Origin of the sequence: Clostridium formicaceticum (assembly GCF_001854185.1) — a bacterium.
Taxonomy (GTDB): Bacteria; Bacillota; Clostridia; order Peptostreptococcales; family Natronincolaceae; genus Andreesenella; species Andreesenella formicacetica.
In genome coordinates this window covers 2,334,534-2,353,313 of record NZ_CP017603.1, presented here as the reverse complement: position 1 = coordinate 2,353,313, position 18,780 = coordinate 2,334,534, and the positions used below count along the sequence as shown (strand labels likewise).

12 protein-coding genes and 1 riboswitch (1 of these 13 cut by a window edge) are annotated in these 18,780 nt (G+C 35.4%); of the genes, 2 read left to right on the top strand and 10 right to left on the bottom strand.

Going from position 1 to position 18,780, the window contains the following annotated elements:
- Nucleotides 1-11: 11 nt before the first annotated feature.
- Genes BJL90_RS10380 through BJL90_RS10360 form a run of 5 tightly spaced genes read right to left on the bottom strand, consistent with a single transcriptional unit; the run spans nucleotide 12 to nucleotide 4,444 of the window.
- Nucleotides 12-698 carry an energy-coupling factor ABC transporter ATP-binding protein gene (locus tag BJL90_RS10380; RefSeq protein ID WP_070967510.1) on the bottom strand — a complete coding sequence of 229 codons (687 nt, stop codon included), beginning with the start codon at nucleotides 696-698 and terminating at the stop codon, nucleotides 12-14.
- The gene (locus BJL90_RS10375; RefSeq protein ID WP_070967507.1) at nucleotides 695-1,207 is read right to left on the bottom strand and encodes a molybdopterin-dependent oxidoreductase; all 513 of its coding nucleotides are present in this window, start codon (nucleotides 1,205-1,207) and stop codon (nucleotides 695-697) included. The genes BJL90_RS10380 and BJL90_RS10375 overlap by 4 nt, the downstream gene beginning before the upstream one ends.
- Nucleotides 1,204-2,715: an alkaline phosphatase family protein gene (locus tag BJL90_RS10370; RefSeq protein ID WP_070967505.1), complete on the bottom strand. Its 1,512-nt coding sequence runs from the start codon at nucleotides 2,713-2,715 to the stop codon at nucleotides 1,204-1,206. The genes BJL90_RS10375 and BJL90_RS10370 overlap by 4 nt, the downstream gene beginning before the upstream one ends.
- 13 nt (nucleotides 2,716-2,728) lie before the next feature.
- On the bottom strand, nucleotides 2,729-3,295 hold the full coding sequence (locus BJL90_RS10365) for an ECF transporter S component (protein WP_070967502.1): 567 nt from the start codon (nucleotides 3,293-3,295) through the stop codon (nucleotides 2,729-2,731).
- 30 nt (nucleotides 3,296-3,325) lie between these two features.
- Nucleotides 3,326-4,444: a molybdopterin-dependent oxidoreductase gene (locus BJL90_RS10360; RefSeq protein ID WP_070967499.1), complete on the bottom strand. Its 1,119-nt coding sequence runs from the start codon at nucleotides 4,442-4,444 to the stop codon at nucleotides 3,326-3,328.
- A gap of 209 nt (nucleotides 4,445-4,653) precedes the next feature.
- A riboswitch (molybdenum cofactor riboswitch) is annotated at nucleotides 4,654-4,776 on the bottom strand.
- 312 nt (nucleotides 4,777-5,088) lie between these two features.
- Here BJL90_RS10360 and BJL90_RS10355 point away from each other — a divergent pair.
- Complete coding sequence (locus tag BJL90_RS10355) at nucleotides 5,089-5,280, top strand: PspC domain-containing protein (RefSeq protein ID WP_070967496.1); 192 nt, start codon at nucleotides 5,089-5,091, stop codon at nucleotides 5,278-5,280.
- A gap of 69 nt (nucleotides 5,281-5,349) precedes the next feature.
- On the top strand, nucleotides 5,350-5,670 hold the full coding sequence (locus BJL90_RS10350; protein ID WP_070967494.1) for a YbjQ family protein: 321 nt from the start codon (nucleotides 5,350-5,352) through the stop codon (nucleotides 5,668-5,670).
- A gap of 94 nt (nucleotides 5,671-5,764) precedes the next feature.
- Here the strand turns inward: BJL90_RS10350 and BJL90_RS10345 are convergent, their stop codons facing one another.
- From BJL90_RS10345 to BJL90_RS22545, 5 genes are all read right to left on the bottom strand, one after another.
- A complete protein-coding gene (locus tag BJL90_RS10345) occupies nucleotides 5,765-7,987 on the bottom strand; it encodes an S-layer homology domain-containing protein (protein ID WP_070967492.1) in 2,223 nt (740 codons plus the stop codon).
- A gap of 202 nt (nucleotides 7,988-8,189) precedes the next feature.
- Nucleotides 8,190-8,699 carry an antiterminator LoaP gene (gene loaP, locus BJL90_RS10340; RefSeq protein WP_070967489.1) on the bottom strand — a complete coding sequence of 170 codons (510 nt, stop codon included), beginning with the start codon at nucleotides 8,697-8,699 and terminating at the stop codon, nucleotides 8,190-8,192.
- Nucleotides 8,700-9,035: 336 nt separating this feature from the next.
- A complete protein-coding gene (locus BJL90_RS10335; RefSeq protein ID WP_070973155.1) occupies nucleotides 9,036-9,821 on the bottom strand; it encodes a 4'-phosphopantetheinyl transferase family protein in 786 nt (261 codons plus the stop codon).
- 277 nt (nucleotides 9,822-10,098) lie between these two features.
- Entirely contained in the window at nucleotides 10,099-18,723 is an 8,625-nt protein-coding gene (locus BJL90_RS10330; RefSeq protein WP_070967486.1) for a thioester reductase domain-containing protein, read from the bottom strand.
- Nucleotides 18,716-18,780 carry the 3' end of an SDR family NAD(P)-dependent oxidoreductase gene (locus BJL90_RS22545; protein ID WP_070967484.1) on the bottom strand. 13,807 nt of this gene lie beyond the right edge of the window, so only the last 65 of its 13,872 coding nucleotides appear in the window; its start codon lies off the right edge, out of view — the gene reads right to left on this strand; the stop codon is at nucleotides 18,716-18,718. The genes BJL90_RS10330 and BJL90_RS22545 overlap by 8 nt, the downstream gene beginning before the upstream one ends.

Genomic DNA, 18,780 nt, shown 5'->3' with positions numbered 1-18,780 from the left:
CCTTCCTTTCTCTACAATTTACCTTTAAACACTTCTAGCTTGCCGCTTTTTAGCACCAAAGTCCTATCAGCTATATCTAAATTAGAAAAATCATGTTCTATCATGAGAATCGTTTTTCCTGCATTTTTTAATGCCACAATCTTCTCTTTAATGAGTTTTCTCCCCTCTGTGTCAATTTGAGCCATTACTTCATCAAAGATAAGCATCTCTGGTTTTAAACTCAATATACTGGCTAAGGCAATTAATTGTTTTTGTCCTCCCGATAGACAGTGGGGATTGCTATATCTATACTTTTCCATACCTACTACATCTATAGCTTCTGAGATTCGTTCCCCTATTTCCTCTCTATTCAAACAGAGGTTTTCCGGACCAAAAGCAACTTCATCTTCAATGGTAGGAGAAAAAAGTTGCGTATCAGGGTCTTGAAAGACGATGCCCACCTTTGTGGCTACAGAAGCTAAATCCATATCTTTTACAGGCTTACCAAACAGCAATACCTCTCCCTTTAACTTACCTTTAAAAACATGAGGGATAATACCACACATGCAGTAGCAAAGGGTGCTTTTTCCATTGCCACTTAGTCCTACGATCCCCACTACTTCTCCTTTTTTGATCTGTAGATTTATGCCCCTCAATATATTTTCTTCTTTACCAGCATACTGATAATAGAGATCCTTTACTTCTATAGGATACATCATTGCAGCTCAACCTCGACTACAAATTTCGCCCAACGCTGACTAAAGGGATCTTTTCGGAGAATGATTTGATAGGGTCCACTGCCTCCCTCTTCTTTTCTTCCTAAAGGTTCTCCATTTCTTTCATAGGCAATATAAACATTATCTTCCTCCAATACCTCTTGTACTCCTAATGCCACTGTATAACCGTCTATAGAACGAATATTTATCTGCTGTTTATCTTCTAGCGATAAGTTTTTTGATTCCAAAACTTTTCTTAAGGCTACTCCCTTATAGCTATGTTCGACTGGATCTTTACCACTACTTTTTAGATTTGCTTTAAATTCTATAGGCTGTAGATCTTCTATCCATGCTAAGTCCACTACATCTATTTCTTCATCATCTTCCTTCAATACTATAGAAGCATTTTCCACCATAGTTTGTTTATCTTTTACATATCCTCTGTTGAGATAAGCACTAATCCCTACAATTATGATTAATACAGCGATAGCAATAGGAATGAACTTTTTCAATTTCTCCCTCTCCCCTCTGTAACAATATAAGGTACAATCATATCTTGATAACGAAAGGAACCATGATTTCCCCCACGAAGTGCTTCAGGTGTACTATGCATTCCATGGTCTGAGGTAATAATTACCTTTCCTTCCCAGTTCTCTACTAATTCTCTTGCATAATTATCCGTCTCTTTGATCATTTTCATGGTAGTTTCATGAAAATCACCGTAACTATGTCCCATATCATCAATGCCGTGAAAATGGATAAACATAAGATCATAATCTGTATCAATATGCTCTAATGCAGTTTCAAAGACTTCATCACAGGTAATGCCATTATTATTTTCATCTCTATTTAATAAGGGTTCGATTTCAGTATTAAGAATTTTGATATCTCCCTCAATCAACACGCTCTTTTTATTTAAGTCTTTGGCTACTGCAAATATACTGGGAACTTTTAAGTCTCTTTGACTTCTTGAATAAACACCATTTTCATAGGGAGATTTTCCTGTTATCATGGCGGCAAACCCAGCGTTGGTTACAGACTGATAGACACTTGTCGCCTTCTCTGCTAATGCTAATTCCTTTAAAAAAGGAGCATAACCCTTCTCTATAGCATGCAAATATTGATGATAACCAAAACCATCTAGAAATAAAATAAGTACCTTTTCATCCTGTGCCAGAAAATGACTGGCATCATAATAAGTATCCATAATGCTGATCTGAGGAGGATTGATGATGACTCCTCTAGCATCAGTTATTTTGTCTTTACCTTCTTTTTCTAACAAATCAATTCTATTGTCTACCATTTTAAGATAGCTATCTCCATCTACAAATTTATATTGTCCTAGATCCCCCATAGCCAACAACCTATCATTTTCTGTTAGGTCTATTAGATCCTTCAGCTTTATTATTTTTTCTTCTGTGTAAATCGTGGTCTCATAGGTATGTCCTTCTGTATCTATAGAAGAGGTTCCCTGAAAATAAGGAAAAACAGTTCTAGGCATGGTATACATTTGTCCTGCAGTAATGTTCATGATATTTTCTTCGCTAGTGATAAGATTAAAACCATAATCCCAATCCTCTTCTTTGGCTATTACTACAACTTCCTTTACTTTTTTTATATTGCTGCTAATAGGATGGCTAGGATTAATAAATTCCCAGGCATTTTCTGCCGATAGATTGATGTAACAAGTTTCAATTCTCTCTCCATCAATTTTGGCCATTAAACCATCCTGACCTACTAACAAAATTTCTATACTTTCTGTAACGGGCTTTGCTTTATATAACAATTCTTCTAGTTTCAAAACCTGTTTTTTCTCCCCGTCAATCTCTACTTCTTCCAAAGAGAAATCCTCCATGCTTCTAACGGTCAAAACCTCTTCAACATCTCCTATAATCTTAAAAGAAGGTATATATCCATCACTTTTCATTCCAGATGTTGTTGTGCTGCACCCCATCATCAGATTATTGATAAAAAGAATTACCAACAACAGTTTACTGTACTTTGCTAGATTTTCTTTCATTTTGTCCCTCCTTTTATATTTCTGGATTCAATAGATGAAAGTTTTTAAACTGCTTTATGATAGCATAGGCTACCAGTCCCCCTAACCCTCCTGATAAGGCAGCGGCACTTAAACTCAGCATTAAAGGAATCAAAGGCAATTGAAAGAACACTACATTGACTAGGAAAGTACCACTGATATTGGCAGCAATTCCACCTAAAAAACAACATATTGCACAACAGCCTTTATGGCCAAGAAGAAAAAATAATAAATCCACAGCCATGCCTGGTAGTAAATAGGTAATAAAACTTACAATGCCATGGGTGCCAAATACCCCTATTGCTATCACCATAATCGCCTGTACCAGAGCAATAAGGGTGGCTGTCCCTCTTTTCCCCACAAGCCCTACCCCCAATACCAACCATAACATGTAAAATCCCCCGGCTATTACTCCCCCTGGTATATAAAGAGGTCCTGTAATAATATGGGCTAAAGGAACAATTACAGGCTTGATGGCAATCCCTAGTGAAGCCATCATCGCCATAACAACCAAATCAAATACAGAAAATTCCTTTAACAATCTTTTTTTAGCTGTCACCATTATTTTGCCTCCATCGATCATAGTTTTTCTTTAGTTAGTTTTTGCCTCTATAGAGAGTAGACCTTTTATGCCTGTATTCTTAGGTAATCCTTCAAAAAAGGTACTTAACTGTCCTTCTTCACCTTCATATAAAATGCCGTTTTTAAGGTCACTTCCATTTACTTCAATGGTATAGCCATCTATAGCGGTTAATATATAGGTACCTTCTTTTTTTACTCCAATTTCTTTTAAAATTTCCTCTATCAAGATACCCTCATGACCATTTAAAACTTTTATTTCTATCATTTCCTTTGTCTGATCATAGGAAACCCAGGCTGTTGAAGCGTGGGAAAAATACAATATATCCTTTACATGCATTCCCTTCGGCATATCTGGTGATAAAAAAGCTGGTGCATCAGCGCCTGTTACTTTAATGTAAGCCTCTTTAAAGATGGGGAAGGTTTCATTTTTTTCTAAGCCATCCACCGCTTTTATATAGATACTTTGTGATGAAGTGTCTCCTTCTAGCTGCTCTAACAAAGCCTGTGTTTTTATAGCTTTGTCGGTACTATCATAATAAGGATAATCTTCTAAGCTTATCGTTTCCTTCACTGTCTCAAGAAAGATAATTTTATTGGTTTCTGCTTGTTCAATAGTTTCTAGTATCTCAATCGTTGCTAAATTACTCACCCAATACATAGCTCTTTCCTCAGGTATGATAATTCTTATGGGCTTTTCTTTAGGGCCTAAAGGTGCGTCGTCAACTTCATAGACCAACAGAATATCTCGTTTATCTAATATTTCCTTAGGTACCTCTATGGAATAACCATCTCCCGCCACAAGTCTTATGCCCGTTAAATCTTTTTGGCTTGTCCCTTGTTTCACCAATATTTCCTCCAACAATGCACCAGTTACTGAAAAGGTTTTTTCTTCGCCACTGGAATTTACAGAAGTAACCTCTTTTTTGACAGCATTAAGTGCTTGTATTTCTTCCACTGTAATTACCAAGCCCTCATCTTTGATACCTGTAATAGTAATATGTTCTTCTAACATTGCATCTTTTTCTATAGAAATTTCCACGTCAGGATCAGCAGGAGCAGAACAACCAGTTATGATAAACAGCAACATCGTAACAATCAAAAAAACACATATTTTTTGTTTTCCAATCATTTAAAATCCCCCTTTTGTTTTATTTTTTACATGCAGTCCCTTATATAAATGGATAATTTTGAGTAACTAGTGATATTACCTTAGTTCCTCTTTGATATTTTTTTAAGTTATCCAGGAACACAAAAACACCTCCTTCTTTATGGAAAAAGATTTGTTTTTTTGATAAAAAAACAAAACGCCTTAAAAAGGCGTATGGCTGTTAAAATTTATTATTTTTTGCCATGGCTCCTTTCCACAATGGGAGGCATAACTATTTCTAGCTATACCCTACGGGTCTATACGCCATAAGTAGAAAACTTGAAGGAAATATAGACTCGGAGACATTTAGTTTTAGAATTACATTATTTACCTATAGTGTAATCCATAGGTCTTACTTTGTCAATATTTAAACGATATAAAATTTTAAAACAATTGCTTCATTAATAGCATAAAATATTATAAAGCTTTATCCTTTGATGTAATGCTAAGACCTCCACTTCCACAAGTGGGAGATCAGGCATCACATCCTCGAAGTAAATTCGACTACAATTCAGTGGCGTAAAGGCCCCCCTGAATTAAATCTTATTTTATTCTCTTAATTGATGTAAATACAATTATTTTATGCTATGATAAAATATATATCGCAATTATGGAAGGTGATGCTTATGGCAAGAAAGTTATATCTATCAGAAACCGATAAAAAATTAGCTGGAGTATGTGGCGGTATCGCCGAATACTTTGCTATCGACTCTACTCTAGTACGATTAGGATGGGTCATATTCTCATTAGCCTGGGGCTCTGGTGTATTAGGCTATATTATCGCTGCGCTAGTCATTCCCCGCAAATATTATTATTAAGCTATCGACTTTAAAAAATATATTAACCGCATAGATTTTGGGTAGCATAATAAGAAAAGGAGTGATTCTATGCTTATTTGTAATACACCCGAAGTGCCCAACAAAGAAATTACTGAAATACTAGGTCTTGTTAAAGGTAGTACTATTAAAGCAAAGCATATCGGCAAAGATATTATGTCGGGATTAAGACAAATCGTTGGCGGTGAGTTAAAAGAGTATACGCAAATGCTAGACGAGGCAAGAGATACAGCCATTGACTTGATGATTAAAGAAGCACAAAAACTAGGGGCTGATGCTGTGGTTAACATCAGATTTACAACCTCAGCAGTTATGCAAGGGGCAGCAGAAATCATGGTTTATGGTACTGCTGTAAAACTTAAGGATAAATAGTTTTATAAACGTATCAAAATATGCTTTTATTGTAAATATATTGCCTTTTAATGATAAAGCGAAGAAGGGTACCCTTCTTCGCTTTATCTACTTATTACCATTTGTTTTTTATTAAGTGATATATGATACTAGCAAACTCTCCCCTTGAAAATACCTTATTAGGATTGAATGCTCCTGTAGTTTCCTTATCTCCAAAAATATTATAGTATTTAGCTAAAGCTACATATCCCGTATCCTCTATATCAATTTCTTCAGTATCAGTATAAGGAATTTGGAAGATTTCTGTAAACTGTGCCAGTTCTTTTTGTTCCAAGGCATTTAAAATCCACTGAGTAACTTCTATTTTGGTCACTGTTTCATCAGGTCTAAAATAGTCGTCATTTTTTTCTATAATTTCATTTGCTATAGCTGCTTGAATATAAGAGTAATAGGGATCTTCTTTGTCTACATCTTTAAAAGCAATTACCTTTGCATCAGGGTAAACCCTATTCCTACCAGTCATTTCAACAATCCATTTTATAGCATCTTTACGAAGCAATTCATCATTTGGTCGGAAGAACTCGCTAGCTTCTTTTAAAATGCCCATTCTATTCAAGAGTATAATTTGATTTCCATAAGAATGATTTTCTATATCTTTAAAATCAGCCAGCAAAGACTCTTCTTTTACATACTCTTCCCCATTATAGTTTAAAAATTTACCATTTAATGCATCTATGTACATAAAGTGAAAAGTTTTTAAAGTATAGATAGGTGCCAGTTCTTTCAAAGGCAGGTCTAATCTATCTTTTTTATAAGCTGCTTCGTCCTTTAACTGAATCAAATACTTTTCAAAACCCACTGCATCATAAAACTTTTTACTTATCATCTCTTTATCTAGTACTTTAGAAAAGGATTGGACTTCCACCTCATACCAACGATAGTCTAATTCCACAATTTTATTTTTGTTCCCATCATAAGTAATTTTTAAATAGTTTTCTTCATAAGGAATACCATCAATATATCTTGAAGAAGTAATGGATATCAAAGAATCCTCATCTAATTTTTTTGCTTCAAGTTGAAGTTCCTCTGCTTGAATATGAGGGAACAATACTTTGATTTTCTCATGAACTTTTTCTTTTATTTTTACCTCATCTATGCTATTTTCCTTCATCATCTCTAGCTCTTCACTTTGAAAAGGCTGAACTTTTTCAGGATATTCACTATAGCTGATAGAAACAACCTCTCCCTTTTCTCCATCAAGGGTGGCATGTAGTCTCCTATCTGTCTTTTCATCTAACCAATAGATCTCCCAAAATTTGCCCTTGCGTCCATAATGATATTGGGAATAATAGCTGCTTTGTACCTTTAATTCCTTCATATCCAATTCTTTTCCCAGAGTTTCTGATACTATTTTTTCTGCTTTTTCCTTTGATATGACACCTTCTTCTGGAATAACCTCAGGTTGGCCGTAGGCAGCACCCATCTCCTTCATAGCCGAATCCATACTTATGCCAGTTCTGAGCCCATAACCCTGTGAATAGATTTCTTCTATTTTTAAAAGCCTTCCATCTACCGCATGGATTAGATCAGACTCCTTTGGTACATACAAATATACCGGCGTCAAAAACGGTTTGCTTCTTTCATCTTTATTATTGCTATATAGTGCTACATACTTTAAAATAAAACGATCTTCTTCTTCAAAAGCCTTCCTCGCCTTTTCCTTGGCTATTAGATTTTTTTTATTGTTATAGGTGGCATCGTCCCATTTCATTTCATAATCAGTAATACTTCCATCAATGCCTGATACTTGTACCCTAAAGTAGTTATTAGGAAAAAATTCTTCCTCCAGTTTCCGTATAAAAAGAAAATGGTAATTTTCTCCTTGATAAAAACCCCTTTCCATATTATAGACAATCATAGAAGGTGCCTCTACCGTTATCTCTTCTGTTTCTTTGAATCTTTCTGCTTCTAAAGATTGGATAAAGGCAACAGCCTTTCCTCTAGCTTCATCAGGTAATACTGCAATAGCTTTTCCATAGTTGCTGTCTTTCCATTGATGGTAATTTATAATCTCCCCAGTATCGGCAGCAGCAGTAACAAAAATCCGCTCCTTTTCTTTCTCGAACTCCAAATTCCACATCTGCTTTCGTTGTAAATCTCTAGTAAATAAATTCACTTGACTTAATTTCATATCATCATCTATATGGAGTTTTTTTCTTAGCAGCGCTTCCATTTCTGTTTTGGTATAAATAGAAGTTTCAGCCGCAAAAACTACACCCTGAAACATAGTAATGATGAGTAAAATGGTGATGCCAATCGAAACAGTTCTTTTTATCATACAATCCCTCCTAAATAGTAAAATCTTCCTTATCTATTTAGACGAAAAGCATGAAAAAAGGTTCCCTTTTATCTTCCATGCTTTTGTTTAAAATTTACTTACTAAAACTTCGCATATAAAAACATCTCTAGCAACCTTAAAAAACAATAATTTTGATAATAAAAAACATGCGACCTAACGTTTTTGATATAAAAATATAAATTCAATCAAGGTTATATAATATTTCAATACCTACATCAATTAATCTAGGCGATCCCATAAAACTTACCTGAACTTTAGCTCTATTTGTATGTTTATTAACTTTTTTAATTATACCTTCCATTCCATATAGAGGTCCATCTTTAACTAATACCTTGCAATTTTTGATAAAAATCTTAGAATAATCAATAATTGAATTATCTCCTACAAGCTTCAGAATTATTGACATTTCCTTTTCTTCAATTCGAGAATAATATGAACCTTTATTTAAAATACGTATAAGATTTGGTATGGTGGTTATTATCCTATACTTGTCCAAATCCATAATTGTACAAATAAAAACATATCCTGGAAATAAGGTCTTTAAAACACAATAAAATTTTCCTGCCTTTTTTTCTTTAATTTTTCTTTTAGGCACACATGAATGTAATGTTTTTTTATCAAAGTAAAACTCAAGCCATTTTTGCACTTCTTCTTCTTTATTTGTTTTAACAAATAAAGCATACCATTCCATTTAATATACCCCCTTCTTACAGTTTACAAGTACTTTTGAAATAGTGTATAAAACTTGAATTTTATTATACATTAACATTAGTTAAAAGTAAATATTTTACTTATTTTGAATTATATTCAAAATATATTAATATAAATATCTCATACTATTCAACATTCACTAGTTGATTAACTATAGTTTTGTACTTTCCCGTTGATATATTGAAAGTACTGCTTTTTATTTCTTATTGCAAATCGCTAAAAAGCAATTTTTTCTATAAAAGTGCAAAATTTGAGTAGATAAAATATATTATTTGAAAGAAATTGTTCCACTAATTATTAATATAGTCATTTTTACTTACTTACTAAAGTTATTTAATAATGTTACATCGTTAAAAGATTCAACAAACGAAAAACTTGATTTTAAAGACTGAATATTAAAAGATAATTTAGTTTTTAAAGGAAGTACTATAGAGCACATATAATTTCCAATAGTAAAAGAAATTGCTTTATATTGAGTAAAATTTTTATAGTAACTCACTATATAATAATTAGAAAGCTCAATTTTAGAGATCTCAAAAAGATTCAATGGAACTGTTAAACCTGTTTTTAGAACCTTGGATAATGCTTCTTTGACAGTCCATAAGAGAGTAAGCCCCATATCATACGAAATCGGTATACTGTTAAGTTCCAATTTTTCAAGGTTTGTTGATTGTTTTTCAAAAACATCTCTTTTATTCAATTTAATTTGTTCAACATCAATCCCCATAGGATGAGCTTCCGAAAAAGCAAGTGCTGCTCCAAAACCACCACAGTGAGTAATACTAACCTGAATATTTTGCTTGTTATGCACTGCAATTGGCTGATTAAAAACACCTGATTGAATACAAATATTTGTTAAATATTTTTCACCAGTTATAGCAGCTACCGCTTGTTTAGCAACAAAGCGCCCCAAAAGATAACTACTACTTCGTTTTTCATACTTCAATGTATAGTAATAGTTACGTTCTTGTGGATGCAAATGCTGAATTATCTCTTCATACTCTGTTACATAGGAAAAAAAACAGCAACATAAAGTTGCTTTAAATGTATTATCCAATCTAATTAGACTCAATTTATCAATAAACATATTACTTTCTTTCATCTTCAAACTATTACCTCCTTGTTTACTCAATAATTATTAGGCCTACTCACCTTAGAAGATTTGCGATTATTGAAGATTATTGAAGATTTTTAAATTTTGTAATTACTTTAAGCGATTGCAGATCTTTTTAAGAAATCTGCAACCGTTTTTGGGATTTTAAACGCTGTGCAAGTGGGAACCTCTGTTTTTCTCTAGCCCAATCACTTTTATTACAAAAATAGCTAATGCCGCCGGTGATTAAATAAACTCTTTGGAGTAGATTTTTTGATTTATCGCTTTAATGACACCGTCCTATAGTATCAAATAGCTCAAGTTGATCCAAACATTTGTACCACCATTTTTCATCTATTTCTGGAAATTGAACAGAAGTATTTTGTAATGCTTCTCGAGTGTTACTATTACTAAGATTCATAGTACAAAAATAATCTTTAAATACTCGGTTACCAAAATCATCCTTTAAGAAAAATAACCTTAAGAGCGTTTTTATTGAATCATTAGGTAAATTATTAATATATCGCAAACAACTATCAGCCCATTCTTCAAAAGATACTTTTTTTAATATGGTCGGATTTTTTTTCAGTAAACACGCAAAAAATGTTTGCACCGGTATCGGATTTGGATTGCTTAAATGATAAATTTTTCCATAACAATTATTTTGCTGGCTTATTGCTAAAATAGCTCGACTGACATAATCAATAGGAGCAATATCCATAACATTTTCATCCCACTGAGGTACAAATTCAACTTGACTAAATATCTTTAAAAGGTTATGAAATGTATCTTGTGCAGTTCCATCAGCTGTTTGACTAGAACCGGTAATTTGTCCACAGCGAAAAATTGTAATTGGAATACCTTTTTCCTGAGCTTGTATAAGATGATGTTCCGAAACCCATTTTGTCTGTGCATAACCACTTTCTAAATTTTTACCATGTTCTAATACTGTTTCTAATTGGTGGGCTGGCAATTTTCCTTGAGAACAAACTGCAGTAGAAGAAATAAAGTGTATTGGTTTCACTTGTATGTTTCCAGCAAACTTTATAATAGATAGGGTGCCGTCCACATTATGAGCTTTCATAGCGTGATAATTTAGTAAATGATTTACTAATGCCGCACAATGATAAATCCTTTCAATAGATTGGCTTAATTCATTATATAGCTTCTCTTCAATTCCTAATTCTGGCTTTGTTAAGTCTCCCAATACTGGGATAATCCGATCTTCATAATCATCTTTCCATAGATTATATTTTTTAAAATTATTTTTAATTCGTTTCAAGGCCGAAGATTCTGATTCATCACGAACAAGACAATACACAGTTGCAGAAGTTTGTTGTAAAATTTCATCACATAAAAACCCTCCTAATAATCCAGTTGCTCCAGTCAAAAATACTTTTGCTGGTGAAGAAGTATGTTTGATAGATATATCCTTCCTATTCAAATTAAAATCCTCCGGTAACTTTTTATCCTTTTCCCATTGTAAGATTGATATTACTTCTGGATTAGACACTGAAGGTAATGGACGATTAATTAATTCTATTTGTCTTATGATTTCCTGTAATGTGAACTCCGCAAAAAATTGTCTGGTATCCAATTTAATTTTCAGTTCCCGCATTAATGTTTCTAGTAATTGGATCCCCGATATCGAATCCATTCCATAGTCTTTTAATTGTTTTTTAGAATTAATTATAAAACTAGATGATAGTCCCAAAATTTCCTTAATAAACTTTGTTACAATTCCCAAAACATCTTCAGAATTATTATAATTTACATCTTTTTCTTCATGTGAAAATTTATTTATTTTTTGTTCTCCTTCGATGATAAAGTGATTTGTTTCTTGCTGTGAGGAAAACCAATAGCGTTCCTTGGCAAAAGGATAAGTAGGTAAAGATATAATACAGACTTCTTCCCCTTCATGAAGTATTTCCCAAGAAATCTTACCTCCCTGTGTCCAATAAAGTGCAATTTTTTCAAGATCTTTTTCTGCTAGTAACACCTGAAGGACGGTCTCCCCTATTTTATCGGAAAGCAGGTTTTTAATTCCCGAATGATCCTCTTCCAGATTTCCAATAAAAATGGGTACGGCGGTCTGTATTTCTTTACCTTCTCTGGCTGATTTCAGATACTCTTCGAGGGCTTGAAGCAACTCTTCTCGGTCGCTAGCTACTATTGCTAGCCGAGATGAAAATGCTTCACGCCCTATTTGAAGAGTAAAAGCAAGATTAGATAAAGATAGTTCCTTTTCAAGTTCTATGAAGTCAAAAACTTGTTGTGCGGCAGCCTGCAGCCGTTCAGAGCTTTTAGCTGAAAAGACTACAATCTGAGGAGAGACTTTAGAAGGAATATGAACAGCTTTTTTCTGGCGAGGAAGATATTCCTCAATCACTGCATGAGCATTAGTTCCACTAATCCCTGTTGTACTAATAGCACCCATTCTAGGCTGATTATTTTCAGTTGTCCAAGTTTGATTCTCTAGATTCAAGAAAAACGGACCTTCTTTAAAATTTATATACTCATTACTTGATTGATAATTATACAGAGCTGGAATAGTTTGTTCTTTCATTGCCATCAACATGCTGATTAAACTTACCACACCTGAAGCTGCAAATGTATGACCAATTAAAGGTTTAATTGATCCTAAATTGCAATATTGTTTTTTGTCAGTATATTTATTAAATGCGTTTGACAATGCTTGAACCTCTATTGGATCTCCTAATTTTGATCCTACACTATGTGACAAAACATACTGAATATTAGCCGGATTAATATTATATTTATTATATATGTTATTCATTAATTCAGCTTGGCTTAAAGGATTGGGTACTGCTAAGCCGTTGGATTTACCATTGTAATTTACCCCACTTGCTTTAATACACCCATATATATGATCTTTATCCAAAATTGCCTTTGATAACGGCTTAAGCAAAACAACGGCAACCGCTTCGCTAGGCACTAAACCATTAGCACGCTGATCAAATACATAAGATTTTCCATCTAAAGAAAGCATATCCATATTGCTCATCCCTATATACATCATGGGAGAAATCATTAAATTAATACCGCCGACTAAAGCCATTTCGCAATCCCCTTGGCGTAGAGCTTGGCATCCCTGATGTAAGGCCACAAGTCCAGAGGAACACGCCGCTGTTAACGCTAGATTAGGACCTTTTAAATCTAATTTATAAGCAATCCGAGCAGATAATGTTGCATTTTGATTGTTATTAATCTGACCTTTATCACCAACTAAAAATCCATATTCACCCTCTTCCACACCAACATAAACTCCGCAAGACTTTCCTTTGATTCTTTCTTCCATATATCCTGCATCCTCTAAAGCATGCCATGCTTCCTCTAAGAACAACCGCTGTTTCGGATCCATAAGTTTTGCTTCTCTTGGAGAAATTTCAAAAAACAGAGGATCAAATTGATCTATATCAGCTAAAAAACCACCCCATTTGGATTTGATTTTTCCCTTTTCATAATACTCCCTCCAATCCCAGCGGTCTGTTGGAATTTCTGTAATACAATTTTTACCGTATTTTAAGTTCTTCCATAATTCAACAATAGTATTTGCCTGAGGAAACCGTCCGCTCATGCCGATGATGGCAATGGGTTCTGGAACACCTTGGGTAGTATTCCATACTTTAAATCTGGATTTTTTTTGCCCCTGTCGCTTGCTTGTAGTTGCTGTTACCTGCAGACTTTGGGGGGATTTCTTTTCTACAGCGTATTCTGCATAAAATACCTGAATAATTTCTTGATGTTCGGTTAAAAAATATTGAGTTAATTTTTCTAAAGTGGGATATCCAAAAAACAAAGCGGGAGTTATTTCTATTCCATAATAATTGGTTAACAGGATAGAAAATTCTGTTAAACTAATGGAATCAAAGCCAAAATCAGCTAAGTTTGTTTCTCTATCTAAATTATTTTGGGAAATTTTAAGTAAATTACTAACATGTTCTTTCAAATCTCGCTCCAGACATTTCTTTAAGCTCAATCCCTTCATTTTAGCTGGTCGTCCTTTACCTGAACTATTTGAAATGTTTGAATTTAACAAAATAGATTGCTTTTCAATCAAACCTAAAAAGCGGTGTACTCGACTGGGTTGTCCTACCAATATCAAATGTTGTATGTTATTTTGAGACAAGATGCGTTCAAACATGTTCATGCCTTCTTCGGCTTCTAAAAAACGTTGACCACTGGATTTCAGATACATTTTGCTATTTTCATTATTACCAAAGCCCATGCCACCATCTTTCCATAGAGGCCAGTTGATAGAAAACGTTTTGCCATTACGTTTCTCTTGATTTCGGTAATGAGCATAGGCCATTAGAAAACGGTTGCCGATGGCATAGTCACAAGACCCAAAGTCCCCAAGAATCGCTGAAGATGAAGAAAAATAACATATAAAATCAAGTTCCTCTCCATAGAGCAATTCATCCAACACAAGGGTCCCTTTTATTTTTGGTTCTAACACTTGTTCAAATCTTTGAATGTCTTTTTCTAAAACGCTTTGATTTCCCTCCACTCCTGCTGCATGGATAACGCCATGAATCCCTCCAAAACTTTCCTTAGCCTGCTCTAATCCTTGTTTCATATGGATTGGATCACAAACATTAGCTTGTATATACATAACCCGACTGCCTAAATCCTCTAATGTTTTTATTTTTGATTGTTTTTCTGCACTGATTGGAGATCGACCCGTTAAAATGAGATTTACAGGATGTTTCTTGGCAAAGTATTCTGCAAAAAGGAAGCCAAGTCCACCACAGCCACCTGTAATGAGGTATGTTCCTCCTGACCGTAATAGACCATCACCTGTTTGAATTATTGTTGGCTGTACCTTGTATACATGCCGTTTCCCCTCTTGATACAAGACACTTTGAGCACTGTGAACTTGTAGTTCTGCCCAAAGTTTCCGTAACCAGTTTTTCATTACCGCTTCCGGCTTTTCCTTTTCTATTTCTTGAAGAATTACCGTCACTTGAGTATTTGGCATAAGAAGTCCTAATGAGCGTTCAAAGCCAATCCAAGATTCCAGATAGCAACGTTCCAGTCCATCTGCAAATTGAGCCGCCAATAAGAATCGTTTAATGTTTAGTTTGGTAGTTGCAATAGCCTGTAAAATATAGACAATACTCGCATAATCCTTAATACAACTTGAATCTTCAAAAGCCCATAGATATAGTATAGCATCTATTTCCCCATACTCTTCCCCTATGCTCTGGAAAACCTCTTGATAACTGTTTCTATCGTTGCGGGAAATGTGATATTCTTGTTGAAATTGTTTTTGATCCGTTGTATTTTGTGAAATGAAAATAATCTTGGTCTGCTGATGGAGGGCTTGCATTTCCTCCACAATTGCTTGTTGATTTTCCGAATTTGAAAGAAAACAAATCATAGTTTTAATCTTGACTGAGGAAATATCCGGCAAAATCTGCTCTTTCCAGACTTCTTCAAAGGTCATCATTTCAAAGTCTTCTTGTATTCTAGAAGTCGGAAGACTTTGAGGTTTTGTTTCTTGAAAAGCAAACATTGTCTCTGTGTCCTCTTGGATTTCCAATCCCTTTAACCTAACATAAATATTCCCTTGATCATCGCACAAATCAATATCGAGTCTCTGTACCTTATCCTCCGCTGTACTGCCACCACTGTATCGGACCAATGTCCACATCTCAGAGGTGCAGCTTCCCAAAATTTCAAGTTCTTGCAGAGCAACCGGAAAAACAGGACTGATGGAGATTCTATTACGCATATCATCTGCTCCCATCCTTAAACCTATTGATGCTTGTAAGGAGGCATCCAGCAGACTCGGATGCAGGACAAATTGATTTTGCGTATTGGAAACGGAAGAAGGCATGGAAAGCTTCGCTAACACTTGACCTGAACCAATATAAATCTGTTCAATCCCCTGATATCCCAACCCATAGTTCAGTCCCATTGTCCTAAAGATGTCATAGCATTGGTCTGAAGAAAGAGTACCTTCGCTGCACTGAATCTGCAAGGCTGACAGATCCATAGTAGGAATTTTTTCAACCAAACTAAGCATAGCACTGCCCTGACTGTATATTGCCGCATCTGTACTAATCTCTTCCGGTTGACTATATATTTCATACACAATCTCTCCACTATCCTCGGGATAAAGTCCGACATTTACCTTAAATGGCTTATCCTCTACGGTTATGGAAGACGACCATACTATATTTTTAAGCCGTATTCCCACCTGACTTTCTTTCAAAATTCCTGTCCCCTGCTCCACCGCAGCCCGAGCCATCTCAAGATAGGCTACCCTAGGCAAAACCCCCTGACCCTTCACCCTATGATCCGCCAGGAAAAACTCCTGTCCTGTAAAGGTGGAACTGAACCGCTGCTCTGAAAGGTCAGAGGTGTTTTGATGCAACAGTGGATGGATTGTCCCTGCATTGGCTGAAGTGGTGATTGAACTGTCACCAGATTTAGTCTTGGTCTCTGGTATCCAGTAGCGTTCTCTAGCAAAGGGATAGGTGGGTAGACTAATGCGACTGGGCTTGGTGTCGTTATAGAGCTTGTTCCAATCAAAAACTAGACCCTTGACCCAAAGGTCTAGAAGTTTGGCATATTTTCTGCGCTGAATCCATTTTTCAATTGTTTCCTGCATTTCTTCATCCATTGCAAAAACAGCCAGCGTCTCTTTGTTGCGTTTGACCTGTCCTCGGTACAGATCTTCAATATTCTCTTGGCCTTTGACAAAACTCTCTAGTTTTTCTTCAAGTTCTTTGATGGATGCTACAATTATCGCTAAACGTTCTTCCATAGCTTCCCGCCCTATCTGAAGGGTATAGGCCATATCCGCTAAGTCGTTATCTGTGAATTGTTGTTCTTGAATCGCTTTTAATAATTGCTGTGCCTGTTCTTGAAGCCGCTCTTCATTCTTGGCAGACAACACAATAATGGCTGGATTTTGTGGTGTGATTGTAATTGGATATTGTTTTGCGTCTTTAGGAATATATTCTTCGATCACTATGTGGGCATTTGATCCTCCCGCACCGAAGGAAGAGATGCCAGCAATCCTTGGATATTCCCTCTTTTCTCCATTTTTTTCAATCATCGGCCGTTTCCATTCTGTAAGTTCTTGCTGTACCACAAAAGGAGTCTTTGTAAAATTAATATTAGGGTTCAACGCTTTAGCATGCAAGCTTGGAACAATCTTCTGATTTTTCATTTGCAATATGATTTTAGTTAATCCTGCAATCCCTGCTGCAGCTTCTAGGTGACCGATATTTGACTTTACAGAACCAATGGCACAAAATCCTGTATCTTGGGTATCTTTTCGGAACGCTCCACTTAATCCTGTGATTTCAATCGGATCGCCAAGTTCTGTCCCTGTACCATGGGCTTCAATGTAGCTGACTGCTCGAGCATCTGTTTCAGCTTTATCTAAGGCTGCACGAATAAGCTCTCCTTGAGCGCTTGGATTGGGGACTGTATATCCATTCGTTTTTCCTCCATGGTTAATACTACTTCCTCGGATAACAGCATAAATATGATCCTGATCTGAAATAGCCTGAGATAAGGGTTTCAATAAAACAGCACCCACTCCTTCTCCAGGCACAAATCCACTGCCACCTTGTCCAAAGCTCTTGCATTTTCCATCCGCCGCAAGCATTTTAAGTGTACTAAGTTGAATATAACTCATAGGATGAAGGTATAGGTTAACTCCAGCAGCAATAGCTATCTCACATTCGTCATGATAAAGATGTTCGCACGCTTCGTGAATCGCTGTCAGCGAAGCAGAGCACATCGTATCTATTGGCATGCTGGGACCTTTTAAATTTAAAAGGTAGGAAACTCTATTTGCCACTGATGCAAATGAAGTGGTTGGATAGATCTGTTCCCCCTGTTTCCATAAATCAGGACCATATAAAGCAAAGCCTGTTTTTGTAATTCCCGTAAAAACACCGACTCGCTGCTTATATAGTGATGTTAGTTGCTCTCTGGTATATCCCGCATCCTCTAACACTTGCCAACAAGATTCAATAATCAATCGTTCTTGGGGATCCATATTAAATGCTTCTCGCGGGGATATGTTGAAGAAAAGAGGATCAAAATCTGCAAATTCGTCTACAAAACCACCCCATTTGCTATAGCTTTTTCCTTGTGCCACAGCTTCTTGTGGGTTTGGATGATAGAATCCTTCTATTGACCAACGTTCTTTTGGAATCTCGCTAATACAATCTTTACCTTCACATAAGTTCTTCCAAAATTCCTCTAAATTTTTTGCCTGTGGATAACGTCCGCTTATACCAATAATGGCGATGGGTTCTCTAACTTTTTTACTGCTTAGAGTCATAGTTAAGTTACGTGCTGTCTTCTTTTCTGTTTTCAATGAGCTTAACATAGAATTTACGCCATCAAAATTCGATCCTGTTGAAGATACTTCCGGTACTGATTCCCTCTGAGTTACCAGCCCAGTCCACTGAAAACACTTCTCTGGATAATCTGCTATAAAATATTCTGTTAAAGCATCTAAGGTCTGATACTCATAAAACAAGGTTTTTGACAATTCACCAAAAACACTGACAAGTTTTTGATTAAGCTGAGTAATCATAATGGAATCTATTCCATAACTCTCTAATGGTTCTTGAGGATCAATCCTATCAAGGCTCAATTTAGTAACTTCTCCGAATAAGCATTTTAGCTGGTATAAAGTTTTCTCATGAACTAGCGCTATATCCTGTATAATGCCTGGTTCTGCTTTGTGTTCTTTTCTAGTTTTGATGCCTATACTATACTCTTTTTCAAAGTTCGATATATTAGTAGCTTTCTTATTATACTGAACTCTATATTCTTGAATTTTTTCCAAAGCGTCTTCAAGGCTTATCTTTTTTTCTTTTATTTGGTCATATAAAATCTTTAACTGTTTATTCATTATTCTTGATCCTTTCCATATTAATTAAGATTTCAAATTCGTCTAGAGCCAATTCGT